The sequence below is a fragment of the Streptomyces sp. YIM 130001 genome (genome assembly GCF_003574445.1).
Classification (GTDB): Bacteria; Actinomycetota; Actinomycetes; order Streptomycetales; family Streptomycetaceae; genus Streptomyces.
Genome location: NZ_KZ984554.1, coordinates 226,880 through 251,282, shown reverse-complemented (window position 1 = coordinate 251,282; position 24,403 = coordinate 226,880). Strand labels below are relative to the sequence as shown.

19 protein-coding genes, 1 other RNA gene and 1 pseudogene are annotated in these 24,403 nt (G+C 72.8%); 10 read left to right on the top strand and 11 right to left on the bottom strand.

Translation table 11 applies throughout. The annotated features are described in order from the left end of the window. Positions 1–145: 145 nt before the first annotated feature. Complete coding sequence (locus DSC45_RS36815) at positions 146–3,229, bottom strand: helix-turn-helix transcriptional regulator (RefSeq protein ID WP_276145460.1); 3,084 nt, start codon at positions 3,227–3,229, stop codon at positions 146–148. A gap of 193 nt (positions 3,230–3,422) precedes the next feature. Here DSC45_RS36815 and DSC45_RS14870 point away from each other — a divergent pair, with 193 nt between their 5' ends. Beyond that, positions 3,423–3,872, top strand: coding sequence for a GNAT family N-acetyltransferase (locus tag DSC45_RS14870; RefSeq protein WP_119290975.1), 450 nt, complete (start codon positions 3,423–3,425; stop codon positions 3,870–3,872). Positions 3,873–4,529: 657 nt separating this feature from the next. On the opposite strand, the gene DSC45_RS14860 is transcribed toward DSC45_RS14870, so the two are convergent. Beyond that, positions 4,530–5,072: an ArsR/SmtB family transcription factor gene (locus DSC45_RS14860; RefSeq protein WP_119290973.1), complete on the bottom strand. Its 543-nt coding sequence runs from the start codon at positions 5,070–5,072 to the stop codon at positions 4,530–4,532. Positions 5,073–5,129: 57 nt separating this feature from the next. On the opposite strand from DSC45_RS14860, the gene DSC45_RS14855 reads away from it, so the two are divergent. Next, positions 5,130–6,053: a S41 family peptidase gene (locus DSC45_RS14855; protein ID WP_119290971.1), complete on the top strand. Its 924-nt coding sequence runs from the start codon at positions 5,130–5,132 to the stop codon at positions 6,051–6,053. A gap of 205 nt (positions 6,054–6,258) precedes the next feature. Here the strand turns inward: DSC45_RS14855 and rnpB are convergent. Then, positions 6,259–6,670: RNase P RNA component class A (gene rnpB / locus DSC45_RS14850), an RNA gene on the bottom strand. A 188-nt stretch (positions 6,671–6,858) separates the two neighbouring features. Here rnpB and DSC45_RS14845 point away from each other — a divergent pair. Continuing rightward, positions 6,859–7,629, top strand: coding sequence for a MerR family transcriptional regulator (locus DSC45_RS14845; RefSeq protein ID WP_119290970.1), 771 nt, complete (start codon positions 6,859–6,861; stop codon positions 7,627–7,629). A gap of 636 nt (positions 7,630–8,265) precedes the next feature. Here the strand turns inward: DSC45_RS14845 and DSC45_RS14840 are convergent. Continuing rightward, positions 8,266–9,706, bottom strand: a pseudogene (locus DSC45_RS14840) (RNB domain-containing ribonuclease). Between the two features lie 199 nt (positions 9,707–9,905). Between DSC45_RS14840 and yaaA the strand changes: the two are divergent. The 3 genes from yaaA (at position 9,906) to eda (ending at position 12,575) form a co-directional block, all read left to right on the top strand. Further along, a complete protein-coding gene (yaaA, locus tag DSC45_RS14835; protein WP_119290966.1) occupies positions 9,906–10,706 on the top strand; it encodes a peroxide stress protein YaaA in 801 nt (266 codons plus the stop codon). 159 nt (positions 10,707–10,865) lie between these two features. Beyond that, positions 10,866–11,873 (top strand): alpha/beta fold hydrolase, encoded by a 1,008-nt coding sequence (locus DSC45_RS14830; protein WP_119290964.1) that lies wholly within the window; start codon positions 10,866–10,868, stop codon positions 11,871–11,873. A 78-nt stretch (positions 11,874–11,951) separates the two neighbouring features. Beyond that, complete coding sequence (gene eda, locus DSC45_RS14825; RefSeq protein WP_119290962.1) at positions 11,952–12,575, top strand: bifunctional 4-hydroxy-2-oxoglutarate aldolase/2-dehydro-3-deoxy-phosphogluconate aldolase; 624 nt, start codon at positions 11,952–11,954, stop codon at positions 12,573–12,575. Positions 12,576–12,588: 13 nt separating this feature from the next. Here the strand turns inward: eda and DSC45_RS14820 are convergent, their stop codons facing one another. The 3 genes from DSC45_RS14820 to DSC45_RS14810 are packed head-to-tail and all read right to left on the bottom strand — an operon-like array spanning position 12,589 to position 15,520. Next, complete coding sequence (locus DSC45_RS14820) at positions 12,589–13,860, bottom strand: bifunctional RNase H/acid phosphatase (protein WP_119290961.1); 1,272 nt, start codon at positions 13,858–13,860, stop codon at positions 12,589–12,591. An 11-nt stretch (positions 13,861–13,871) separates the two neighbouring features. Further along, on the bottom strand, positions 13,872–14,615 hold the full coding sequence (locus DSC45_RS35730) for a zinc ribbon domain-containing protein (protein ID WP_205571338.1): 744 nt from the start codon (positions 14,613–14,615) through the stop codon (positions 13,872–13,874). Then, on the bottom strand, positions 14,612–15,520 hold the full coding sequence (locus tag DSC45_RS14810; protein WP_119290957.1) for a Nif3-like dinuclear metal center hexameric protein: 909 nt from the start codon (positions 15,518–15,520) through the stop codon (positions 14,612–14,614). Before DSC45_RS14810 ends, DSC45_RS35730 begins: the two co-directional genes overlap by 4 nt. Before the next feature lie 251 nt (positions 15,521–15,771). Between DSC45_RS14810 and DSC45_RS14805 the strand changes: the two genes are divergently transcribed. Both DSC45_RS14805 and DSC45_RS35725 read left to right on the top strand, forming a co-directional pair. Continuing rightward, positions 15,772–17,064 carry a hypothetical protein gene (locus DSC45_RS14805; protein ID WP_119290955.1) on the top strand — a complete coding sequence of 431 codons (1,293 nt, stop codon included), beginning with the start codon at positions 15,772–15,774 and terminating at the stop codon, positions 17,062–17,064. A gap of 47 nt (positions 17,065–17,111) precedes the next feature. Further along, positions 17,112–17,273, top strand: a complete 162-nt coding sequence (locus DSC45_RS35725) for a hypothetical protein (RefSeq protein WP_162929226.1) — start codon at positions 17,112–17,114, stop codon at positions 17,271–17,273. Positions 17,274–17,408: 135 nt separating this feature from the next. On the opposite strand, the gene DSC45_RS14800 is transcribed toward DSC45_RS35725, so the two are convergent. The 3 genes from DSC45_RS14800 to DSC45_RS14790 all read right to left on the bottom strand — a co-directional run bounded on the left by DSC45_RS14800 (position 17,409) and on the right by DSC45_RS14790 (position 20,423). Then, the gene (locus DSC45_RS14800) at positions 17,409–18,359 is read right to left on the bottom strand and encodes a 3-oxoacyl-ACP reductase (protein WP_119290953.1); all 951 of its coding nucleotides are present in this window, start codon (positions 18,357–18,359) and stop codon (positions 17,409–17,411) included. A gap of 56 nt (positions 18,360–18,415) precedes the next feature. Then, positions 18,416–19,492, bottom strand: coding sequence for a Zn-dependent alcohol dehydrogenase (locus DSC45_RS14795; RefSeq protein WP_119290951.1), 1,077 nt, complete (start codon positions 19,490–19,492; stop codon positions 18,416–18,418). A gap of 76 nt (positions 19,493–19,568) precedes the next feature. Next, positions 19,569–20,423, bottom strand: a complete 855-nt coding sequence (locus tag DSC45_RS14790) for a MaoC family dehydratase (RefSeq protein WP_119290949.1) — start codon at positions 20,421–20,423, stop codon at positions 19,569–19,571. Positions 20,424–21,014: 591 nt separating this feature from the next. On the opposite strand from DSC45_RS14790, the gene DSC45_RS14785 reads away from it, so the two are divergent. Further along, complete coding sequence (locus DSC45_RS14785) at positions 21,015–22,187, top strand: sensor histidine kinase (RefSeq protein ID WP_119291259.1); 1,173 nt, start codon at positions 21,015–21,017, stop codon at positions 22,185–22,187. A 45-nt stretch (positions 22,188–22,232) separates the two neighbouring features. Beyond that, on the top strand, positions 22,233–22,865 hold the full coding sequence (locus tag DSC45_RS14780) for a response regulator transcription factor (protein WP_119291257.1): 633 nt from the start codon (positions 22,233–22,235) through the stop codon (positions 22,863–22,865). A gap of 20 nt (positions 22,866–22,885) precedes the next feature. On the opposite strand, the gene DSC45_RS14775 is transcribed toward DSC45_RS14780, so the two are convergent. Further along, positions 22,886–24,325, bottom strand: coding sequence for an MFS transporter (locus DSC45_RS14775; RefSeq protein WP_119291255.1), 1,440 nt, complete (start codon positions 24,323–24,325; stop codon positions 22,886–22,888). Positions 24,326–24,403: the final 78 nt, after the last annotated feature.

The following is a 24,403-nucleotide window of genomic DNA, read 5'->3' as shown; positions in this document are numbered from 1 at the left end:
GCAGGGCCCGAGGGCCGCCGAGTCCTGGCGCGGCGCTCGTCCCACGGGAGACCTCACGCGACGTGCGCCGTCACACCCGCGCCCTCGCGTCACATCACGTGAGGTGAGGTGACCTGCCCTGACGTCACGGCTCCGCGCTCGCGCGTCACTCGTCGAAGGCTCCGAGGCGGTGGGCGATGGCCGCGGCCTCTCCTCGGCCCGAAGCGCCCAGTTTCGCCAGGATGTTGGAGACATGCACGCTCGCCGTCTTCGGCGAGATGAAGAGTTCCTCGGCGATACCCCGGTTGCTCCGCCCCGCGGCGACGAGCCGCAGCACGTCCCGTTCCCTGGCGGTCAGCCCCAGCGCCTGCGCAGCGGGCCGGTCCGCCCGGGCACCGCCCGACTCCAGCGCGAGCCTGGCACGGCCGGCCAGCGCGACGATCTCCGTATCGAGCGGTACGGCGCCCAGTTCGCGGGCCACCGCCCGCGCCTGCCGCAGCAGTTCACCGGCCGCTTCGCGGGCCCCGGCACGGCCCTGGACGATCAGCGCCTCGGCGAGCCGGGACCAGGCGGTGGCCCGCAGCAGCGGCTCCTCCTCCGGCTCGACGGCGGCAACGGCCCGCTGCCAGCCGGCGACGGCGTCCCGCCCTTCCGCGGTGAGCAACTCGGCCTCGATCATGAGCGCTTGCGCGGACCACAGCGGCGCGAACCGGGGCTGGCTCTTCGCCGCCTCGCGGATCCGCTCCAGCGCGGCCCCACGCCCCGGCTCCGCCACCGCAAGGGCACCGGCCCGGGCCTCCGCCGCCGCGGCCTCGTACACCAGCGGCCAGCCGTAGCGCTGATGCCCAGGTGCGATGCCCTCACCCACCGCCGTGTCGAAGAGGGAGCGGACGTCGAGGATCCTTCCGTCGGCAGCCGCCAGGCGGATGGCGACCCGGGCCATGGCCAGGGAGTGCTGCGGCTCCGGGTACCGGCCGGTGATCCAGCTGTCGGACTCCGACATCTGGCGCCGCGCCTCGTCGTGGTCACCGCGGGCCAGGGCCAGTTCGGCCCACTGCCCGGCGAGTTGGCCCTGGGTGCGGACACTCGCGCCGCGGCGCCGGCCGGCCCGTTGGAGTACGGCCGCGGCGTCGTCCCAACGGCCCAGCTGGGTGAGGGACTCGGCGAGGTTGCCGTCGATGAAGGAGGCGGTGTCCGGCAGTCCGTGCCGGTCGGCCAGTTCGCTGCCCTGCTCGGCGACCTCGACGGCTTCGGCGTAGCGGCCGATGCCGTGCAGCGCCGTGGACAGGTTGCCGTAGCCGTGCAGGAGGACCTTGGCGTTGTCCGGTACGAGGTCGCGGGCGATCACGGAGCGGGCCTGCTCGAGTCCCGGCTCGACGTCGCCGTCGTTGATGACCAGCCACGCCAGGGTGAGCCGCACAGCGAGGGCGGTGACCTCGGCACCGGTCAACCGGCAGAGTTCCACGGCCTGTTGAGCGGTCTCGATGGCGATCGGGCCCGGCTGGTGCACCGCGTACCATTGCGCCGCCTGCGCGAGGACATCGGCGTGCACGGCGGACGGGGGCAGGTTCTGCACGAGCTGCTGTGCGTGGCTGATCTCGTCCCAGCCGTCGGACCGGGAGAGGTCGCGCATCAGCTGGTAGCGCTCGGTCCAGAACCAGGCGGTCCGGAGGGGGTCCGCCGGGGAGTTGGGCGTGTTCGGGGCACCCTCTTGGTTCGGGGAGTCCGCATCGCTCGGGGAGCCCGCATCGCTCGGCGAAGGTGCAGCGGCGTTCTCCAGAATGCGCAGTGCCCGTTTGCACAGGGCGATCGCCCGCTCCCGTTCTCCCGAGAGGCGCGCGGCCACCGTGATCGCGGCGAGCAGGTCCACGAAGTCCCCGGCCGTATCGGGGGAGATGGCCTGTCCCAAGCCGTCGTCGACGCCTTGCCGCATCGTCCGGCGGCGCAGTTCGTCGGGAGTGTCGTCCCACAGTTCCAGCGCCCGCTCGAGCAGCCGGTGCTGCTCGGCGAACGCGTGCCGGCCGCGGGCGGCCGCCGCTGCCGCGATCACGGCGGGCAGCGCCCTGGCCGGTTCACGGGCGTCGAACCAGTAGCCGGCCAGCCGCCCGGCCCGCTCCTCCGAGCGTACGAGCGCGGGGTCGGCCTCCAGCGCCTCGGCGTAACGGCGGCTGATCCGGGAACGCTCACCGGGCAGCAGGTCGCCGGCCACCGCCTCACGCATCAGAGCGTGCCGGAAGCGGTAGGACTCGCCCTCGTCCGAGGGCTGCAGGACGGCGGCCCCGACAGCGGCACGCAGCGTCTCGATCAACTCGTCCTCGTCCAGGCCCGTGACGGTCGCCAGAAGCCGGAACTCCACCTGCGAACCCCCCTCGGCGGCGATCCGCACCACCCGCTGCACCGGGTCCGGCAGCGCCTCGGTCCGTACGAGCAGCAGGTCGCGCAGCGAGTCGCTGATCCCGCCCGGCGAGCCGTCGGCGAGGGCACGGGCCAGCTCCTCGACGAAGAACGCGTTGCCCTCGGAGCGTTCGAAGACCCGCTCGAGGACTTCGTCCGGCGGGGCATCGCCGCGGATGGCGGTGAGTTGCCGCTGGACCTCGGTGCGGTCGAAGCGGGACAGCTCGATACGGGTGACGGTACGCAGCCGCTCGTACTCGGCGAGGGCGGGTCGCAGGGGGTGGCGGCGGTGCAGATCGTCGGCGCGGTAGGTGGCGACGAGCAGCAGGCGGCCGTCACCGAGTGCGCGCAGCAGATAGCTGAGCAGTTCGCGGGTGGAGCGGTCGGCCCAGTGCAGGTCTTCCAGGGCGATGACGACTGTCCGGTCCGCGGCGAGCCGCTCGAGGAGGCGGACGGTGAGCTCGAAGAGCCGGGCGCGACTGTCGGTCTCGGGGCGGCCCCGGTCCATCTCGCCGAGTTCGGGCAACAGCCGGGCGAGCTCGCCCTCCTGGCCGGCGACAGCGGCGTCGACCTCCGCGCCGAGCCGGCGGCGCAGGGTGCGCAGGGCCGTCGACACGGGGTGGTACGGCAGCGCGTCGGCGCCGGTCTCGACACAGCCGCCGAGGGCGACGACGGCGCCGTCCGCGGCAGCCCGTCCGAGGAACTCCTCGATCAGCCGGCTCTTGCCGACACCGGCTTCACCACCCACGAACAGCGCACGTGGTTCCCCGGCGTCCGCCCGGGCCAGCGCTTCCCCGAGAGCGGCCAGTTCGGCGCTGCGTCCCACGAGGACGGGACTGATGTGACTGCTGTACACGCCGCCGAGCATCGCACGACCCGTTCGAAGCTCACAGCGCGTTCCACCCGAGCACCGACTTCGGCGCCGCCTCAACAGGTACGGGCCCGCCGCGTACCCACCGGACGACGACACCCGCACGGTGCCCGCACACCCCACCCCTCGCACGGGAGCGTAAGAGGTGAAACCCCATGGCGCCCCTATACTCCGAGGGATGAAAAACGTGACGATCAGACGCGCCACCGGCGAGGACGCGGCGTCCCTCACCGAGCTGATGCACGCTTCCGGCGCCTACCGGGGCAGGTACGCCTCGATCATCGCCGGGTACCGGGTCACGGCCGACTACGTGGCCCGGCATCAGGTCTTCGTCGCTGACGGCGAGCACGGCGAGCTGCTGGGCTTCTACGGCCTCGTGCTCGATCCACCGGAGCTGGACCTGGCGTTCGTCGCCGACCCTGCGCAAGGCACGGGCATCGGCCGGCGCCTCGTGCGGCACATGCTCGCCCGCGCGCGGGCCGCCGGTCTGACCGGCGTACGTGTGGTGGCCCATCCGCCGGCGACGGACTTCTACCGGCGCCTGGGTGCCCAGCGGACCGGCACCGTCGCCCCGACGCCACCGAAGGTCACCTGGGAGCGCCCTGAACTGCGGTTCGACACCGCTTGAGGCACCACCGGGCGACCGGGTCCGCGAGAGATGTCCCGCCGGTCCGCGCGGCCATGAACGTCCATGCGGCCGGGAGACGTCCATGCCGTACGAGCCGAGCTCTCCGAAGCGCGGGCGGAGTCGCTGGAGCGCACCGAGTGACGGTGCCGCGTCGCCGGCTCGACGAAGTACCGGCGGTCGTCGAGCACTTCAATGGCGGCGGTCGGCACATGATGCACGCACGACCAGGGACCGCCGACCTCCGCCGTTTCGCCGTTCGGCGTTCGGCGTTCGGCGTTCGGCGTTCGGCGTTCGGCGTTCGGCGTTCGGCGTTCGGCGTTCGGCGTTCGGCGTCGAGGCTTACACCCCCACGCTGCACAAGCAGGCTGCAGTGCTGCGCCGCCCGATCTTCTGCGCTTCCACGGCCAGACGCCACCCGCGCCGACCAGCCCCGGCCGGACGACGTGGCCCCGCCGTGGGCCGAGGACGCCGACCGACCAGGGCAGCGGCGGCGTCCGGACCATCGCCGAGCGCCTCCACGCCCGGCTCCCCCGCCAACCGACCCTCACCTGGAGCGCCGCGGGGCCGCGGGGCCACTCAGCACCGCTGAGCAGCTGAGCCCGGCAGGGCCCATTCCACGCCGACCCAAGCGACAACTCCTGTCCGGAAGGACAACTCCTATCCCGAACTGCTGGCGCCGGCCGGCGGAGCCTGCTGATACAGCGCGACCAGCACACCGTGCAGGGGCTGCTCCTCGGCACTCTCCTCGGCCTCGTCGACCAGCCCGGCGAGGGTCTCGCCCAGTTCCCTCGCCTTCGCAGGACTGAGCCGCAGATGGCGCAGGGTCAGTTGGGGCTCGACCGGAGACAGGTCCAGCTCCTGGGCGACCGCCGCGAGCATCGCGGCGGTGCCCGCGGCCTGTGGCTCGGCGACGACCATGCGGCGGGCCGTGCGCCGGTAGTACTGCTCCGTGCCGCCGCGAACCTGACGGGTCTCGGCGACGTGCACCAGACCGGCGTCGCGGAGCACCTTGAGGTGGTGGGCCACATTGCCCTTCTTCCCGTCGAGCTGCGCCGCAAGTTGGCCGACGGTGGCCGCCTGGTGGCCCAGGGCGAAGAGCAACCGCTGACGCAACGGGTGGGCGAGCGCCGCGAATTGCTCGGGCGCACCGATCTCCAGGACGTCCTCGGGAGGCGGCAGTCGGGAAGGCTGATCAGACATACGGAAAGTGTCTAAACTCTTTGACGCTTTCGCAAGGGCAGTGCTCTACTCCTGACCATGACGACCCTGCCGAAGTTGCCGAACCTGCCGAAGCCTCACCCTGCCCCGGTCATCGACGAGACGACCCGACTGCTCACCGAGCACTACGTGTTCCCCGAGACAGCCGGGCAGCTCACCGACCTGCTGCAACGACGTCTCACCCAGGGCGCCTACGACGTCGACAGCACCGAGGAGCTCGCCCGACGCGTCACCGCGGACCTGCAGTCCGTCAACGGCGACCGGCACCTGAGACTGAAGCACCACGCACACCCGGTGCCGCCGCAGGAAGGTGCAGCCACCCTGGACGCCATGCGCCGGGACTTCGACACCTCACTGGGCGGTGCACCCCGCGTGGAGTTGCTCGACGGAGGGGTCGCCGTGGTCGAGCTGGCCCCGATGCTCTTTCCGCTGGAGTGGGCCGCCGAACCACTGAGCGCCGCACTCACCCTGGCCTCCAGCGCCCGGGCGCTGATCGTGGACCTCCGCTCCAACCGGGGCGGCGACCCGGAGGCGGTCGCCTTCGTCTGCAGCTACCTGCTCGACGAGCGCACCCACCTCAACACCATGCACTGGCACGGCGGCCGGCACGGCGAACAGTCCTGGAGCCTGCCGCACGTCCCCGGCACACGCTTCGGCGGCAGCAAGCCGCTGTACGTGCTCTCCAGCGACCGCACCTTCTCCGCCGCCGAGGAGCTGGCGTACGACCTCCAGCAGCTCGGCCGAGCCGTTGTCGTCGGCGAACCCACCCGCGGCGGCGCTCACCCGTGCCAGGGCTGGACCGTGCACCCACACCTGGAAGCCACCGTCCCCGTCGGCCGCGCCGTCAATCCCGTGTCCGGCACGAACTGGGAGGGCACGGGCGTACAACCGGACATCCCCTGCACAGCTCCCGCCGCCCTCGACCACGCACACGAACTGGCCTTCGCCCGCCTCGACCACTGACCCCACCCCGGCTCACGGCTTCCCGCCCCCGGGCCCGCCGGGCGACGTGCCCCGCGAGGCGCTGCGCGACGAGCGAGCGCGGGACGCGGAGAACACGGCGGGCACTTGGGCGACCAAGCGAGAACCTGCAGGACGCAGCGCGACAAGAAACGGACAAGCCCCCCGACAGGGAAGCGGAAAACTTCCAGGTCAGAGGCCTGAGGGGCGGACGAGTCGGCCTGTACGCCGGGTTCTGTCGCTCCGGGGTCTTGCGGCCCGGGAGGAGACGGCCATCCATCTGGGACCGGCATTGCTGCCGGCCTCGTGCGGTCTACCCGCGGACTCGGGCGGGCAGCCCTCGGTCGTCCGCGCAGGATCCTCTGTCGAGGGTCCCTCTTGACCTTGCTCCGGGTGGGGTTTACCTAGCCGCCTGAGTCGCCTCAGGCGCTGGTGGTCTCTTACACCACCGTTTCACCCTTACCGGGAGCCGTACGCGTACGGTCCCCGGCGGTCTGTTTTCTGTGGCACTTTCCCGCGGGTCACCCCGGGTGGGCGTTACCCACCACCCTGCCCTGTGGAGCCCGGACGTTCCTCGACATCGATCCGGAGATCGACGCCGCGGCCGTCCGGCCGGCTCGTCCGCCGTGGCGACCATGCTACCCGCCGCGAAGGGGCCGGCCGACCCGGTGATCACGGCGAACGGAACAGTCAGGATGCGGTCGCGGACTGCGGGAGCGAGAGCGGATACACGCGCCCGGCAGGGCCGCCGAAGGGCCGTGGGCCCGTCGCTTGACCTTGCCGCAGCGTCAAGGTTTCTACTGGGCCCATGCGGATCGGAGAGATCGCCGCCCTCGCCGGGGTCACCCCACGGGCCGTGCGGCACTACCACCACCTCGGACTGTTGCCCGAGCCCGAGCGGCTGCCCAACGGCTACCGCGCCTACGGCGTACGGCACGCCGTGGAGCTGGCCCGGATCAGGCGGCTGACCGAACTCGGTCTCGCGCTGGTCGAGATCCGGGACGTCCTCGCCGACGACGAGGGCCGCGAACTCGCCGAAGTACTGGACGAGTTGGACCAGGATCTGGCGCGGCAGGAAGTCGAGATCCGCAGCCGCCGCGAGCGCCTCGCCACAGTGCTCGACCAGGCTCGCAGCGGCGGGATCCCGCCGGAGGGCCCGGTGTCGCCCGCCCTGGCGGAGTTGCTGCAGGCCATCGCACCGAGCGATTCGGCGATGGCCCGCAAGGACCGCGGCCACCTCGCGCTGCTCGACTCGATGGTCGACGACGAGCAGCGCGAAGTGTTCCTCGGTGCCCTGCGGCCACTCGCCGAAGACCCCGAACTCGCCGCTCGGACCACGCAGTTGTACACCGCACTCGACGAGCTGGCCGACGCACCCGCGGACGACCCCAGGATCGCCCCGCTCGCCGCCGAGGCCTCCGCCGCGGTACCGGACGCCGTGCTGCGCATGATCGCCTCCGAGCTGCCCGCAGCCGACCACCCCTTCGGGGAGGCCCTGCTCGGCGACTTCGCCCCGGCCCAGGCCGAGGTCGTGGCCCGCCTCATGGCCGACCTCCTCCGCCGAGCCCAGGAACTGTGATGTCCGAGTCGACGCCGCCCACGAAGCCGGACCCGACCCCTCCCTCGCCCCAGGCCCCCGGCCGGCGCAGGACAGCGCTGCGCCGCGTGGCCCGGCACGAGGCCACCTCCTTGCGCAGCCTGCTGCTCTGGGTCACCCGGCGCCAGGACGGCATCGGCCCCGACGACCACGCCGCCGCGTACACCGCACCGCAGACCGCGATGCTCTACGGCCTGCTGTTCGTGGCCGTCGTCGAGACCGTCGCGCTCGCCGTGCTCGTGCCCTGGCCCGTCGCCCACGCCATCCTGCTCGTCGTGGACGTCTACACGGTGGTGCAGGTCGTCGCCCTGCACGCGTCCTGTGTGACCCGGCCCCATGTGGCAGGCGCAGACGGTTCGTTGCGGGTGCGCCATGGTGCGCTCTTCGATCTGCGGATCCCGGCCGAATCCATCCTCCACGCGCGCGTGGACCGGCGTTACCCGGACGGTGGCACGTTCTCCATGAACGACGGCGTCCTGGACGTGGTCGTCGGCGGCCAGACCACCGTCAAGGTCGAACTCACCGAGCCCGTCCGCTTCGTACGGCCGCTCGGTCGCGTCGGGCACGCGCGCGTGGTGCGGTTCAACGCCGACGATCCGGGTGCCCTGGTGGCAGCCCTCAGGCGGGAGCGAACAGCACCTTCCCCCGCCGCCGGCCCGGCCTGCGTGAGCCGCACCCGCAGGCGTTCACCGAGGGGCAGCGGGGCCGTGCCGCCCTCGACCCGGCCGACCACGGCGGGCTCCTCCAAGTGCACGGTCCCGACCGGGCGTTCACCGTCGCGCACCTCGATGACATACGCGTCGAAGATCTCGCCGACGCGGTTCTCGAGCAACGCGGCCTCGATCAGGTCGATGCTCGCGCGCTCCACCGCGCCGGCCCGGCGGGTGCCGTCGGCCATCTCGTCGGGCAGCGCGTCGAGTGCCTCGAGCACCCATACCGGCGGCTGTTCGCCCGCCGCTGCCGCCAGGCAGATCTCCAGGGCGTAGCGGTCGACGAGCCGCCGCAGCGGGGCGGTGCAGTGCGCGTACGGGGCGGCCACGGCCGCGTGCAGATGCGGCTCCGGGATGTCGCCTCCGGTGAACGCCGTGTAGCCGGCGCCCCGAAGGAGCGTGGTGCACTCCTGCAGGAACGCGGCGTTGCGGCCCACCGTGGGGTCGAGCGAGCGCACCACCTCGGCGTACGAGACGTGGTGCGGCCAGTCGACGCCGAGCGCCCGGGCGGAGCGGCGCAGCCGGCCGACGGCGCCGTCCGGGGCTGCGGGCAGGGTACGCAGGACGCCGGTCCCGGCCTGGAGCATCAGGTCGGCGGCGGCCATGCCGGTGAGCAGGGAGATCTGTGCGTTCCAGCCCTCGGCCGGTACGGGTGCGCGGTAGGCGAGGCGGAAGCCGCCGTCGACGGTCTCGATCTCCTGTTCCGGCACATTGAGGGAGATGCCGCCGCGTTCCGTCTCGATGCGTTCCCGGTGCCGGCCGATCTCCTCGAGCAGCGCCAGTGGCTCCTCCGCCGTCCTCGCGTCGATGGTGCGCTGCACCGTGTCGTAGTCGAGCCGGGCCCGGCTGCGGACGAGCGCGCGACGGGCGTCGGTCGCGGTGCGGTGGCCCTCGGGGTCCAGGTCGATGGTCCACAGGACGGCGGGGCGGGTCTCGTCGGGCAGCAGGCTTGCCGCGCCCTCGGAGAGGGCCGGCGGATGCAACGGGATCCGGCCGTCGGGGCAGTAGAGGGTCACCACGCGCGCGTGAGCCTCGGTGTCCAGTCGGCCGCCGGGAGTCACGTACGCGGCCACGTCGGCGATGGCGTAGCGGACCCGGTAGCCCGTGTCGGTGCGCTCCAGGAACATCGCCTGGTCCAGGTCCATCGACCCGGGCGGATCGATGGTGAAGAACGGGATGTCCGTGGCGTCCTCGTCCGGCAGGCGTGGAGCGGCTGCCGCCGTCTTGGCCTCCTCGACGACGTCGGGCGGGAAGGCGTCGGGCAGCTCGAGTCCGGCGCGCAGTTCGCGCAGCGCGGCGCCCAGCGGCTCCTGCGCTGCACCCGTCACATGCATCGGTCGGCGCGGCACAGTCCTGAGCGTAGGGCCGGGGCCCGGTCGCGGCCTGTCGGCGGCCGGGACCGCCGGTGCTGCCGGCACTCCCCGGCCGGATAGGCTTCGACGGCGAACGACCGTGCGCGATGCGGCTCGGCCGACGGCCCGGAGCTGCGCGAAGCCGGTCGCCGTACGCGCTCGAAACTGCTCCGAGAACCCGTAGAAAGAGGCGAAGGTGCTCGTCCTGCTGCCGCCGTCCGAGGGAAAGGCGGCGCCCGGCCGCGGCGCCCCGCTCAAGCCCGAGTCCCTCTCGCTGCCCGCGCTCACGCCGTACCGGACGGCCGTCCTGGACGAGCTGGTCGAGCTGTGCGCCGCCGACGAGGACAAGGCGCGCGAGGTGCTCGGCCTGAGCGAGGGCCTGCGCGGCGAGATCGCGAAGAACGCGGCCCTGCGCACCTCGGGTACACGCCCGGCCGGCGACATCTACACGGGCGTCCTCTACGACGCGCTCGACCTGTCCACCCTCGACGCAGCCGCGAAGCGACGGGCGGGCAAGTCGCTGCTGATCTTCTCCGGCCTGTGGGGCGCGGTGCGCGTCGGCGACCGGATTCCGTCGTACCGCTGCTCGATGGGCGTGAAGCTTCCCGGACTCGGAGCGCTCGGTGCGTACTGGCGCGGGCCGATGGCCGAGGCGCTGCCCGAGGCCGCGGGGAGCGGCCTCGTACTGGATCTGCGCTCCTCGTCGTACGCGTCGGCGTGGAAGCCGACGGGGGAACCGGCCGGGCGGACGGCCACCGTCCGGGTGCTGCACTCGCAACTGGTCGACGGCGTCGAGAAGCGGTCGGTGGTCAGCCACTTCAACAAGGCGACCAAGGGCCGGCTGGTCCGTGACCTGCTGCAGCGCGGCGTCCGTCCCGCCGGTCCGGCCGAGCTCGTGGAGGCGCTGCGGGACCTCGGCCATGTGGTGGAGGCCGAGCCTCCGGCGAAGGCCGGCCGGCCCTGGCAGCTCGACATCGTGGTGACCGAGATCCACTGACGCCCACGCCTGGCGGACGCCGTTTGCCGGTCCGGCAACATCCCTCGCGGGCCGGCCCTCCCCTGCCGCATGATCCGGAGAAGGCCCGGACGCTCGGGCGGGCTCCGGCGACCGGAGCGCGCCGGCGTCCCGGGACTCCACGCACCCGAGGGAGACGCGATGACGCAGCAGGACCGGCCGCAGGACACCTCACCGACCGCGCCCGGCAGCGCCCGGCACCGGCTGATCCCCTCCCCCGCGGGCCGGATCCACCTGGTGGAGCAGGGCTCGGGCCCGCTGGTGCTGCTCCTGCACGGGTTCCCGGAGTCCTGGTACTCCTGGCGCCGGCAGCTGCCCGCGCTGGCAGCGGCCGGCTATCGGGCCGTCGCCATCGATGTGCGCGGGTACGGCCGTTCGTCGCGGCCCGCCGACCCGGCCGCGTACCGCATGCGGGAGTTGGTCGAGGACAACGTCGCCGTGGTCCGCGCACTCGGCGAGCGGACGGCCGTCGTGGTGGGCCACGACTGGGGTTCGACGATCGCGGCTGACTCGGCGCTGCTCAGGCCCGATGTGTTCCGCGCGGTGGGGCTGCTCAGCGTGCCGTTCAGTCCGCACGGCGGGCCGCGCCCCGGTGAGATCTTCGCCAGGATGGGCGGGACGGAGGAGTTCTACGTCTCGTACTTCCAGGAGCCGGGCCGGGCCGAGCGGGAGATCGAACCCGATGTTCGGGGCTGGCTCGCCGGCTTCTACGCGGCGCTGTCCGCGGACACGATGCCCGGGCCCCAGGCGCCTGACCCGCATTTCGTGACGGCGGGCGGGACGCTGCGCGAGCGCTTCCCCGACGCGCGCCCCGGCTGGCTCGGCGAGTCCGAACTGGACGCCTACGCCGCCGAGTTCGAACGCACGGGCCTGACCGGGGCGCTGAACCGCTACCGGAACATGGACCGCGACTGGAGCGATCTCGCCGAACTGGAGGGCGCGCCCGTCACCCAGCCGTCGTTCTTCGCAGGCGGCTCGCTCGACGCCTCCACGACCTGGCTGTCCGACGCCATCGAGGCGTACCCGAAGCCCCTGCCGGGCCTGGTCTCCTCGCACCTTCTGGACGGCTGCGGGCACTGGATCCAGCAGGAACGCCCGGACGAGGTGAACGCGCTCGTGACGGATTGGCTGGACTCGCTGCCCGAGTGACAGCCAGGACCATCGCCGACGTTGCACTCTGCGCAACGCTCTTTGCGCAGAGTGCTCCGCACACGGCAGGATGACCCCATGACTTCGCCCTCGGTCCTCGAACTGGCTCCCGTCGTCCCCGTCGTCGTGGTGGAGGACGCCTCGGACGCCGTCCCGCTCGCCCGCGCCCTGGTCGCGGGCGGCCTGCCCGCGATCGAGGTCACCCTGCGCACTCCTGCCGCGCTCGACGCGATCCGTGCCGTCGCCGCCGAGGTGCCGGACGCGGTGGTCGGCGCCGGTACCGTCATCTCGCCGCAGAACGTCACGGACTCGGTCGCCGCCGGCGCCCGGTTCCTGGTCAGCCCCGGCTGGACGGACCGGCTGCTCGACTCGATGAAGGCGTCCGGGGTGCCGTTCCTGCCGGGCGTCTCCACCACCTCCGAGGTGGTCGCCCTGCTCGAACGCGGCGTACGGGAGATGAAGTTCTTCCCCGCCGCGGCCGCGGGCGGCACCGCGTATCTGAAGTCCCTCGCGGGGCCGCTGCCGCAGGCCCGCTTCTGCCCGACGGGCGGGATCGGCCTCGACTCGGCGCCCTCGTACCTCGCTCTGCCCAACGTCGGCTGCGTGGGCGGCAGTTGGATGCTCCCGGCACAGGCGGTCGCGGACCGCGACTGGGGCCGGATCGAGTCGCTGGCACGCGAGGCGGCCGCGCTGAGGGGATGACGCCGCCGCCCGGTCAGCGCAGGTGCGAGGTGTCGTTGAGGAGGCGTACGGCGGCGTTGCCGTCGGCGTAGTACGCGACGGCCGACAGTGACGCGGCCGCGAGGTCCATCCGGAACATCGAGTCCGGCGGCGCCCCGAGGGCGAGGCGCACCAGTGTCTTGACCGGCGTGACATGGGAGACGACGAGCACCGTACGGCCCGCGTACCGCTCGATGATCCGGTCCCTGGCCTCGGCGACCCGCCGCGCCACCGTCGCGAAGGACTCACCCCCGCCGGTCGGCGCCACGTCCTGCGAGCCGAGCCAGGCGGACAGGTCGTCCGGGTGGAGTTCGGAGACCTGGCCGAAGGTCAGGCCCTCCCAGGCGCCGAAGTCCGTCTCGCGCAGGCCCGGTTCGGTCACCACGTCGAGTCCGGTACGGGCCGCGACGGCGGCCGCGGTCTGCCGGCAGCGGGCCAGCGGCGAACTGACCACCGCCTGGATGGTGCCGCGCGCGACAAGCGCGTCGGCGACCCGCTCGGCCTGCTCGCGGCCCGCGTCGGAGAGCGCGGGATCGTCGCCACCGCTGCCGGAGAACCGCTTCCGGGCAGTGAGCGCCGTCTCGCCGTGCCGCAGCAGCACGAACGTGGTGGGTGTCCCGAGATCGGGCGGCACGGCAGCCGGCACGGGTGCCTTCACGGCAGCCGGGAAGCGGGCCTCCGCAGTCGGTACGGACGTGTCCGGGGCCGGCGTCTCCGGGGCCGGCGTCTCCGGGGCCGGCGTCTCCGAAGCGGTCAGGGGCGCCCGGTCGCTCCCGTCCGCCGGTTTCGGGCTCGCCAGGTTACGGGCGGCCCGGGTGTCCAGATCGGCGGTGGAGACGGACGGCGACCACTGTTCGCCGCGGCCGCCCGCGTCCATCGCCTCGTTGGCGAGCCGGTCGGCGTGCTTGTTCTCGGCGCGCGGGATCCAGGCGTAGGACACCTGGCCGGCCGGCAGGATCCGCGCGGCCTCGGCGGCCAGCGGCCTGAGATCCGGGTGCTTGATCTGCCAGCGACCCGACATCTGCTCGACGACCAGCTTGGAGTCCATCCGGACCGAGACCGCCGCGTTCGGATCCAGGTCGCGGGCGGCCCGCAGTCCGGCGAGCAGACCGCGGTACTCCGCGACGTTGTTGGTGACGACGCCGAGATACTCGGCGACCTCCGCGAGGGTCTCGCCGCTCTCCGCGTCGAGGACCACCGCGCCGTAGCCGGCGGGACCCGGATTCCCCCGGGAGCCGCCGTCCGCCTCGACGATGAACGTCCGCACGGCGAGGGCGGCTAGAGGCCGGACTCGGAGGTGCGCACCAGGATGCGGCGGCAGTTCTCGCAGCGCAGCACCGCGTCGGGGGCGGCCGCGCGGACCTCGTTGACCTCGGTGATGTTGAGCTCCAGGCGGCAGCCCTCGCAGCGGCGCTGGAAGAGGCGCGCGGCGCCGATACCGCCCTGCTGCTCGCGCAGCTTGTCGTAGAGCTTCAGGAGGTCCGCGGGCACCGAACCGGCCACCACCGAGCGCTCCTTGGTGACCGAGCCGGCCTCCTCGTCGATCTCCGCGACGGCGGCGTCACGGCGCGCGGTGGCGTCGGTGATCTTCGCCTCGACGGACGACACGCGCTCGGTGAGCTCGCCGACGCGCTCCTGCGCGGACTCGCGGCGCTCCATGACCTCGAGCACCACGTCCTCCAGGTCGCCCTGGCGCTTGGCGAGGGAGGCGACCTCGTGCTGCAGGTTCTCCAGGTCCTTCGGCGAGGTGATGGCGCCGGAGTCCATGCGCTGCTGGTTGCGGGCGGCGCGCTGGCGCACCTGGTCCACGTCCTGCTCGGCCTTGGTCTGCTCGCGGGCGCAGTCGCTCTCCTCGGTCTGCGAGGCGACGAGGAGGTCGCGCAGCTGGGTGAGGTCCTTGGTGAGCGAGTCGATCTCGGCGTGCTCGGGCAGCGCGCCGCGCCGGTGCGTCAGCTGCTGCAGCCGTACGTCGAGGGCCTGGACGTCGAGGAGTCGGATCTGGTCGGCGGGCGCGGCGTTCAGTTGGGGGCTCCAGATGAGTCGTGGGTGTCGGGATACTGCGGGGGCTCCGAGGGGCCCGCGGGGGCGCCGGGCTCGAAGGAGGCGGACGCCGCGTGGGCGGTCCAGGGGTCGGTGACCGCCGTCGACACGTGGACCCTGAGGTCCCAGCCGTGCCGGTCGGAGATCTCGTCGAGCTGTGCTGCGGCCAGCTCGCACCAGGGCCACTCGGTGGCCCAGTGGGCCGCGTCGAGCAGGCCGAGTGGAGTCTGCTGCGTCGCCTCGGAGACCGGGTGGTGGCGCAGGTCGGCCGTGAGGAACGCGTCCACGCCCGCGGCGCGCACGGAGTCGAAGAGGCTGTCGCCGGAGCCGCCGCTGACCGCGACCCTGCGCACGGGGGCGTCCGGGTCGCCGGCCGCGCGGATGCCCTGCGCGGTGGCGGGCAGCCGCTTCGCGGCGTGCGCGGCCAGTTCACGCAGGGGCATCGGCTGGTCGAGCTCGCAGATCCGGCCGAGTCCGCGGCGTCCTGCCGGGTCGGTGGGGTCCGGCACGAGCGGGCCGACGACCCGCAGGTCGAGGGCGCCGGCGAGCGCGTCCGAGACGCCGGGGTCGGCGGTGTCGGCGTTGGTGTGGGCCACGTGCAGGGCGATGTCGTTCCTGATCAGGGTGTGCACCGCGCGGCCCTTGAAGTGCGAGGCCGCGACCGTGGTCGTCCCTCGCAGGTAGAGCGGGTGGTGGGTGACCAGGAGGTCGGCGCCGAGCGAGACGGCCTCGTCGACGATCTCCCGCACCGGGTCCACGGCGAACAGGACGCGTGCGACGGGGGCGTCGGGATCGCCGCAGACCGTACCCACCGCGTCCCACTGCTCGGCCCGCTCCGGGGGCCACAGGGCGTCGAGCGCGGTGGTTACTTCACTGAGGCTGGGCACGGGGAAAGGCTACCTGGCCGTTCTGTGCGCACGCACCGGTCGGGAGCCCCCGATGCGGGAGCGGGCCGGGCGCGGCCGGGGGCCTGGGCCGTGGCGGCCGCTCGGAGTGCAGAAACGATGCGGTGCAGCACAAACACCCCAGGGCCCTCAGGTGAACCGGAGCATCGCCACCCTTATGTGTGAAGTCGGCGGCAGGGGGTGCTACGACCGCGCGTACGAAAACTAGCTTCATCGCCGGAGGTGACCACCCGATGACGGTCTGTGCCATGGAGAGTGCTGCGGCGGACGGCGCCGTGCGGCGGGAGTTCACGATCGCCGCGGACGGTTCGTACGCCGCGCGGCTCGCTCCCGTCGGTGACGCCTGGCGCCCGGAGCGCTGGACACTCGACGGGCCCGAGCCCTATGTCGTACCGCTCCCCCTCGACCAGCCGGAGGAACCGGGCACCGAGGTGCTGCCGATGGCCGACGGGAGAGTGCTCGTGCACCGCGAGACAGGTGTCCCGGACGCTCGGTCGGGGCCGCCCGAGAGCTCCGCCGTACGCCACCGGTTCTCGCTGCTCTATCCGACCGGCCCGGGGACCGGCGAGGTGCCGCTCGGTTCGGTGGAGGCGGATTCGCTCACCCTGCTCGCTCCCACGCCCGGCGGGTCGTGCGCCTACGCGCTCGCGCCCGGCCCCGATTCGACAGCCGTGTGGCAGGTCGCGGGCAGCGCCTGCGGGCCCGAGTACGTGGCCGACATCCCCGGGCACTGCACGGGCGGGGTCTGGCTCGACCGTGCGGGCCGGATGCTCGCCCTCGACCAGGAGCTGGCCGGGCGCACCAAGACGGTGTCGGTGGACCTGGAGCGGGGCGGCGAGGTCGCGCCGCTCCTGGAGATCACCGAGGAGAGCAACGACCGTCTGCTGCTCGCCGACCCCGACAGCGGCCTGATCCTGGTGCGCTCGGACGCGGCGGGGTACGACCGGCTCGGCTGGGGCGTGCTCGACAGCACGCTGCCGGTCCGGTTCCCCGACGCTCTGCGGCTGCCGGACTGCGCGGTCACGCCGTTCGCCGTGCAGGGCGGTCAGCCGCTGCTGCCGGAGAGCTGCGCGGTGGCCTTCCGGATCGACGGCGCCGCGGGGAGCTGGATCGGTCTGTGGCGGCCCGCGCAGCGGCAGTTGCACCAGATCGCCGCGCCGCACGGGTGGCTGTGCGGAACCGGACTGTTCTCCCCCGAGGGGGTGCTGCGCCTGCCGTACGCGACCGAGGCGGTGCCGTGCGGGGTGGCGACGATCACGGCGCCGCCGGCCGCGGCGCCCGGTTCTCCGGCTCCCGGCGCCGTGGGCCGGGAGCTGGAACATGCGCGGGGCAGCGCCTCCGATACCGCTCCGGAGCACCCGTCGCACGAGGGGTCGGGCGACCCCGGTGACCAGGCCCTCGGGCCGGATCCCGTACCGCCCGGTGAAGCCCTCCCCGACGGAGTCCCGGACTCCGCCCCCGACGGTGGGACACGCCCTGTTCCCCTGCAGCAGGCACCCCTCACCGGGCGGGTGACGGCCGGTTAGAATCACCGGCCTGTTGTCAGACGATCTTCTTACGGGGTGACCGATCCATGACCGAGAACAGCACCACACCGGCCGAGCCGGACACACCCGGCGGCCAGGGCAAGCACCGGGGTCCGGCCGCTTCCCAGGACGCGGCTCCCGCCGAGGGCCCGCGCGGCCGGCACCGGCGTACCGAGGACCGGGACGAGCAGGAGAGCCGGGCCGCCTGAGCCGGCGCCACCGGTCCGTGCGGGCCGGACAACTGCCGTACGTACAAAGGGAGTCGGGACGACCCGACCGGGCCGGGGCCCGTACCGCGTGACCGGCGGTACGGGCCCCCGCTTCGTCGGCGCGGACGCCTCGGGTCAGCCCTGCGGCTCGTGCTTCAGGCCCAGTACCTCGGCCGCCGCGAAGGTCTCCTGCGGCAGCCGCTGCGCGTAGTACGGGGAGAGCAGCTCGTCCAACTCCTCGTACGTGAAGGCCTCCTTGGCGGTGTCGAACCTGGCCGCCACCCGGGGGCGCTCCATCACGGCGACCAACCCGCCGTGCACGACGAGGAGTTGGCCGGTGACCCGGTCGGCCGCGGGCGCCGCGAGATAGCCGACCAGCGGGGCGACGTGCTCGGGCGCGAGCGGGTCGAGCCCGTCGTCGGAGGGCTCGGCGAAGCCGGCGAAGACGTCCTCGGTCATCCGGGTCCGGGCGCGCGGGCAGATCGCGTTGGCGGTCACCCCGTACTTGCCGAGGGCCAGCGCGGTCGAGGTGGTGAGGCCGACGATGCCGCCCTTGGCCGCCGCGTAGTTGGGCTGGCCTGCGGACCCGGCGAGGTAGGCCTCGGACGAGGTGTTGACGATCCGTCCGTAGACCGGGCCGCCCGCCTCCTTGGAGCGGGACCGCCAGTGCGCGGCGGCGAAGTGGGTGGTGTTGAAGTGGCCCTTGAGGTGGACCCGGATCACCGAGTCCCACTCCTCCTCGCTCATCGAGAAGACCATCCGGTCGCGCAGGATGCCCGCGTTGTTGACCAGGACGTCGAGCCCGCCGTACGTGTCGACCGCCAACTGCACCAGGGCGCGGGCCTGTTCGTGGTCGGCGACGTCTCCCCGGTGGGCGACGGCCCGGCCGCCGGAGGCGCGGATCTCGGCCGCCACCTCCTCGGCGGGACCCTCCGATGCGGCGCCCGAACCGTCGCGGCCCGGCTGTCCGAAGTCGTTGACGACGACGCTCGCGCCGAGGCGGGCGAGTTCGAGCGCCTCGGCCCTGCCGAGGCCGCGGCCGGCACCGGTGACGACGGCCGAACGGCCTTCAAGCGGAAGTGACATGGCGGATCCGGGTCCTTTCAGCAGGAAGCACGGCAGCGGTGGCGCGGTCGGACGGTTCAGAGCTCGATACAGGTCCGCAGGCTCACGCCGGTGCGCATCTGGTCGAGGGCCTCGTTGATCTCCGGCAGCCGCACCCGGTGCGTGATCAGTCCGGCCAGATCGATACGGCCGGCCCGCCACAGCGCGATCGAGCGCCGGTACGAGGTGAGGACGTCCCCGCCGCCGTACATCGAGGGCAGGATCCGCTTCTCGTCGAAGAACAGCTCGAACATATTGAGCTGCAGGAAGTCGTCGAGGGCGCCCGCGCCGACGACGCAGAGCGTGCCGCCGCGCCGCGTGGTGTCGTACGCGACGCGTGCGGTGGCCGATTTGCCGACCACCTCGAAGACGTAGTCGAAGCCTTCACCGGCGGTGATCCGCTGTTTGGCGTCGTCGAGGGCGTCGGGGGCCACCGCCTCGGTCGCACCGAAGCGCAGTGCGGCCTCGCGCCGCGACGCGACGGGGTCCACGGCCACGATCTGGGCCGCCCCCTTGAGCCGCGCACCCTGGATCGCGGAGATCCCGACTCCGCCGCAGCCGATCACCACCACCGACGAACCGGCTTGCACATCAGCGGTGTTGACGGCGGCGCCGAGCCCGGTGGTGACTCCGCAGCCGATCAGGGCGGCGATGTCGAAGGGCACGTCGTCGGGAATCGGCACCGCGCAGGCCGCATCGACGACGACCTCCTCGGCGAACGTCCCGGTCCCGGCGAAGCCGAAGACGTCACTGCCGGAACGCTTGAAGTTGGGCACCCCGGCGTTCATGAAGCCGGCCAGACAGAGCTGGGTCTGACCGCGCAGACAGGACGGGCACGCTCCGCAGGCCGGCAACCAGCACATCAGAACCCGGTCGCCCGGCTTCAGGGAGGTGACGCCGTCGCCGACGTCGAGGATCTCGCCCGCACCCTCGTGTCCGGGGACGAAGGGGGCCGGCTGGGGCAGTACGCCGTTCATCGCGGAGAGGTCGGAGTGGCAGAGCCCGGTGGCGCGGACGCGGATCCGCACCTTCCCGGGGCCGAAGCCCACCGCCTCCAGATCATCCACGACCTCGAGCTTGTCCTGGCCTGTCTCGTGCAGTACGGCTGCGCGCATCGGTGCGGCTCCTTCGGATCGGGATGGTCGTCCGAGACGCGGCCCCGCGCCGGTCCGGACGACAGGCCTGCATGGGTCAGCTGTGCTCGACGACGGTGTCGGACAGGACGGCCGCGTCCTCGCGCTCCACGGCGGTGACCGTGACCTGCACCCGGCCGTCGGAGCGCCACATGCGCACCCGCAGGGTCTCGCCGGGGAAGACGATTCCGGTGAAGCGGGTGCCGTACGACAGGACTCGGGAGACGTCCGCGCCGAGTTCGGTGTCCACCACGGCCTTCAGGGTGATCCCGTACGTGCACAGGCCGTGCAGGATCGGCTTGTCGAAGCCGGCCAGCTCGGCGAACTCGGGGTCGGCGTGCAGCGGGTTCCAGTCGCCGGAGAGGCGGTAGAGCTGGGCGAGGTCCTCGCGCACGGGGACGTCGACGGTACGGTCCGGTGCACGGTCGGGCGGGTCCTGGCGCTGCGAGCTGCCGCGTTCACCGCCGAAGCCGCCCTCGCCACGTACGAAGATCTGGCTGTCGCAGGTCCACAGGGGGCCGTCGTCGTCGTGGGCCTCGGCGCGCAGCACGACCACGGCCGCACTGCCCTTGTCGTACACGGCGGCGACGCTCGCCTCCTGAACCGCCTTGCCCTGTACGGGAATCGGGCGGTGCAGCGTGACCTTCTGGCCGCCGTGCAGGACCTTGGCGAGGTCGACGTCGATACCGGGGGCGGCCAGTCCGCCCTGGCTGGCCATGCCGCCGCCCGCGACGGCGGCGAAGCTCGGCAGTACGTGCAGCCGGGACTCGAGGGTGTACCGCAGTTCGTCCGGGTCGGTGGCGGGCGTGCCGGCGCCGAGGCCCAGGTGGTAGAGCTGAATGTCCTTGTGGCCCCAGACGAGTTCGGCACGACGGGGCGCGGCGGCTACGGCCTTGGCGGCATCGATGGGCATGTGGACGCTGCTCCTTGGTGAGGCGGCGAGGCTGCCGGCGGCGTGCGGGTGTGCGGGTTGGTCCAAGACCTCGGTGCGGCCGTCCGCACCGTCGGTCGCACCGAGGTCGTCCTGGACCGGCCCGGTCCGCCGTCCGCCTGGTTCTAGAACGCGTTCTAGGCCGGTTGGCCCCATGTATAACGCAGCGCCCGGCAGTTGTGAATACTCCTGACTGGATGTCAGATCTGGTCCTGCTGACGGCAATCGCCGCGCACACCGGGCTCCCGCTGCCCGGCCGCCCAGGACATTTGTCCTGCCGAGGACCGGACGGCCGGATCTGCCGCGCCGCCCGCCGGGCTCCGTAGCGTCGTGGACATGACCTGGACCACGGACATCCGCCCTGGAACGACCGAACCGACCGAACCGACCGAACCGACCGAAGCGAAAAAGCAGACCGCCCACACCACCCCGGCCGCGACAGCGGACGCCACGCCCCGGACCACGGACGGCCGGCGTCCCACGAAGACCCTCGGAACGGCCCCCGCCGCACACACCGACGCCCCCTGCGCGACCACCGCGCCGGACAGCGCTTCAATGGGGTCGATGGACTGCATGAAGGGAACAGGCCGGCTCGGCGGTCTGCTGCGCCGACCACCAGGCCCCGGCGCGCCGCGTACCGCGTTCGCCTACCTGCCGTTCCTGCTGCTCTGCATGGGCGCGGTCTCGAACGTGCTGCGCAGCGAGACGCCGAACCCGGTCGTCGGCGGCGTCGGCCTGTTCGTCTTCAACACCCTGTACATCTTCGTGGTGTTCCGCTCCTTCGACCCGGAACGCCGCAGCCATCCCCTCACCATCGCGGCCCTCGCCGCCATGGGCATCGTGACGTTCTCCCTCGCGATCACCATGCACGGCGGCGGCTGGCTGATGTTCATCCCGCTGCTCTCGCTCGCCTGCGGTGCGGTACTGCGCGGCAGGTGGCTGGCCGGCACCCTCGTACTCCTCGCGGGGGCCGGAGCCACCGTCGCGGGACTACGCAACGGCCCGCTCGACGCGGTCACCATCGGCTACGGCAGCTTGATCAGCGGACTGGTCGCGGCCGCCCTGCTCAGCCTCTCCGAGACCATCGTCGAACTGCGCGAGACCCGCCAGGCGTTGGCCCGCAGCGCCGTGGAGAAGGAGCGGCTGCGCTTCTCCCGCGACCTGCACGATCTGCTCGGGCACACCCTGTCCGTGATCGTGGTGAAGTCGGAGGCCGCCCGCCGCCTCGGCCCGCGCGACCTGGACGCAGCGATGGACCAGGTCGCCGACATCGAGACCGTCGGCCGGAACGCGCTGGCCGAGATCCGCGAGGCGGTCACCGGCTACCGCGAGGGCAGTCTCGGCTCCGAACTCGACCGCGCCCGCGACGCCTTGGGCGCCGCCGGGATCGCCACCGTCGTACGCCAGTCGGGTCCGCCGCTCCCCTCCGGCATCGCGGCCCTGCTCGGCTGGGTGGTGCGCGAGTCGGTGACCAACGCGGTACGGCACTCCGGTGCCGAACGCTGCGAGATCGAGGTGTCCAGGACCGACGACCGGATCCGCCTGGTGTTCACGGACGACGGCCGCGGCCCGGACCCGGTGACGGCCTGGGAGGACGCCGCCACCGGGCACCCGGGCAGTGGACTGCGCGGGCTCGCCGAACGGCTCGCCGCGGTCGGCGGCACGCTCGAGTCCGGCGCCGCCCCGGAACGCGGCTTCCGGGTCACCGCGGACGTGCCGGTGGACAGCACCCCGGATCTGCGGTGACCTGCACGGTCCGCCCGGCGCCCGTACGCTGACCCCGTGGACGAGATGCCCGAGGAACGGCCCCCGAGGAAATCGTTGAGAGTCCTGCTCGCCGAGGACCAGGGAATGATGCGCGGCGCACTCGCCCTGCTCCTCGGCATGGAGCCGGACATCGAGGTCGTGGCCCAGGTCGGCACGGGTGACGCCATCGTGGACGCGGCGCTCACGCACCGGCCGGACGTCGCGCTCCTGGACATCGAACTGCCGGGCCGCACCGGCCTCGAGGCGGCGGCCGACCTGCGCGACGAGTGCCCGGACTGCCGGGTCCTGATCCTCACCACCTTCGGGCGGCCGGGCTATCTGCGCCGCGCGATGGACGCGGGGGCGGCCGGTTTCCTGGTCAAGGACGGCCCCGTCGAGGATCTCGCCGAGGCGATCAGGCAGGTGCTGCGCGGCGAGACGGTGATCGACCCGGCGCTCGCGAAGGCGGCCCTGAGCGCAGGACCGAACCCGCTCACCGAGCGGGAGTGCGACGTGCTGAAGGCAGCGGCGGACGGAGCGACGGTCGCCGACGTCGCCGGCCGCCTGCACCTGTCGGAGTCGACGGTCCGCAACTACTTCTCGTCGGCGATCGGCAAGACCGGCACCCGCAACCGCATGGAGGCCCTCCGCGAAGCGCGCAGCCAGGGCTGGCTCTGAGCCCGCGGACGGGTCGTGCGTCAGTCCTTGCGGACCGTGGCCCGGTCGGAGCGGGTGCCCGGCATCCACAAGAGCATCAGGACGACTCCGACGACGAGGATGATTCCGCTGGTGCGGAAGGCGGCCGCGTAGCCGTCGGTCAGCGCCTGGCCGCTGTCGGACCCGGCGCTCACCGACGCGGCCACCGTGGAGAGCACGGCGAGGCCGAGCGCACCGCCCATCGTCCTGGAGGTGTTGATCAGTCCCGAGACGAGACCCGCGTCGCCGGGGGCCGCGCCCGAGGTGGCCAGCGAGGCGAGCGGGGTGGAGGCCAGTCCGGCACCGAGCATCATCAGGACGCCGGGCAGCATGATCGAGGTGACGTAGGCACCGTCGGCGGTCATCGTCGACTGCCAGCCGAATCCGGCCGCCGCCACCACGATGCCGATCATGGAGACGTTCTTGGCGCCGACGACGGGCATCAGACGCGGGGCGACCTTGGAGCCGACGACCACACTGAGCGAGCTGGGGATCAGGGCGAGGCCCGCGATCATGGCCGAGTAGCCGAGGACGTTCTGGGAGTAGAGCGTCATGAAGAACCACATGGAGAACATGGCGCCGCCGCACACGAACATCGCCGCGTTCGCCGCCGACACCGACCGCACCCGGAACAGTTTCAGGGGCATCAGCGGTGACCTGGTACGCGCCTCGACGAGCAGGAAGCCGCCTAGCAGCAGGAGCCCGGCGATCAACGGCACCAGGGTGGTGGTGGACGTCCAGCCCTCGATCTCGGTCTGCACGATGCCGTAGGCGAGGGTGGCGAGTCCTGCGGTGACGAGGACCGCGCCGGGCAGGTCCAGGCGCCTGCCGCGGTCGGTGGCGCCCTCGCTCAGCCAGGCGACACCCGCGGCGAGTACGAGCACGCCGATCGGCACGTTGATGAGGAGCACCCAGCGCCAGGACAGCAGATCGGTCAGCACGCCTCCGACCAGACCGCCGGCCGCACCACCACCGGCGCCGACCGCCGACCAGGTCCCTATCGCCCGCACCCGCGCCGGCCCTTCGGGCACCGCCGAGGTCAGCAGCGCCAGGGTGGAGGGGGCGAGCACGGCGGCCCCGAGCCCCTGCACGGCGCGGGCGGCGAGCAGCTGCCAGCCCTCCTGCGCGAGCCCGCCCGCGAGCGAGGCGGCGGTGAACAGGCCGAGACCGACCAGGAACATCCGCTTGCGTCCGAAGAGATCGCCGGCCCTGCCGCCGAGCAGCATGAAGCCGGCGAAGGCTATGGAGTAGGCGTTGACGACCCACTGCAGGCCCACGGCACTCATCGCGAGGTCGGCCCGCATCGACGGCAGCGCGGTGTTGACCACGGACACGTCGAGGACGACCAGGAACTGCCCTGCGCAGGCTGCGAGGACGACCGCCCACAGGGGCGGGGACTTCACGGGCGCGGCGAGGTAAGTGTCTGTGGGCGTCTGGACCATGACGGACATGGTCCCAGGCACCGGCCTCGCGGTGCATCGGGGTTTCGACGCAGCCGCTGTACGACGTCGGGCCTAGGA

Excerpts from the sequence above, each read along its gene's own strand:
- DSC45_RS14775 (WP_119291255.1), bottom strand. The coding sequence starts at position 24,325 with ATGGTCCAGACGCCCACAGACACTTACCTCGCCGCGCCCGTGAAGTCC.
- DSC45_RS14860 (WP_119290973.1), bottom strand. The coding sequence starts at position 5,072 with ATGTCTGATCAGCCTTCCCGACTGCCGCCTCCCGAGGACGTCCTGGAG.
- DSC45_RS14790 (WP_119290949.1), bottom strand. The coding sequence starts at position 20,423 with ATGCCCATCGATGCCGCCAAGGCCGTAGCCGCCGCGCCCCGTCGTGCC.
- DSC45_RS14780 (WP_119291257.1), top strand. The coding sequence starts at position 22,233 with ATGCCCGAGGAACGGCCCCCGAGGAAATCGTTGAGAGTCCTGCTCGCC.
- DSC45_RS14855 (WP_119290971.1), top strand. The coding sequence starts at position 5,130 with ATGACGACCCTGCCGAAGTTGCCGAACCTGCCGAAGCCTCACCCTGCC.
- DSC45_RS35725 (WP_162929226.1), top strand. The coding sequence starts at position 17,112 with ATGACCGAGAACAGCACCACACCGGCCGAGCCGGACACACCCGGCGGC.
- DSC45_RS14845 (WP_119290970.1), top strand. The coding sequence starts at position 6,859 with ATGCGGATCGGAGAGATCGCCGCCCTCGCCGGGGTCACCCCACGGGCC.
- DSC45_RS14830 (WP_119290964.1), top strand. The coding sequence starts at position 10,866 with ATGACGCAGCAGGACCGGCCGCAGGACACCTCACCGACCGCGCCCGGC.
- DSC45_RS14785 (WP_119291259.1), top strand. The coding sequence starts at position 21,015 with ATGAAGGGAACAGGCCGGCTCGGCGGTCTGCTGCGCCGACCACCAGGC.
- eda (WP_119290962.1), top strand. The coding sequence starts at position 11,952 with ATGACTTCGCCCTCGGTCCTCGAACTGGCTCCCGTCGTCCCCGTCGTC.
- DSC45_RS14795 (WP_119290951.1), bottom strand. The coding sequence starts at position 19,492 with ATGCGCGCAGCCGTACTGCACGAGACAGGCCAGGACAAGCTCGAGGTC.
- DSC45_RS14800 (WP_119290953.1), bottom strand. The coding sequence starts at position 18,359 with ATGTCACTTCCGCTTGAAGGCCGTTCGGCCGTCGTCACCGGTGCCGGC.
- DSC45_RS14870 (WP_119290975.1), top strand. The coding sequence starts at position 3,423 with ATGAAAAACGTGACGATCAGACGCGCCACCGGCGAGGACGCGGCGTCC.
- DSC45_RS14805 (WP_119290955.1), top strand. The coding sequence starts at position 15,772 with ATGACGGTCTGTGCCATGGAGAGTGCTGCGGCGGACGGCGCCGTGCGG.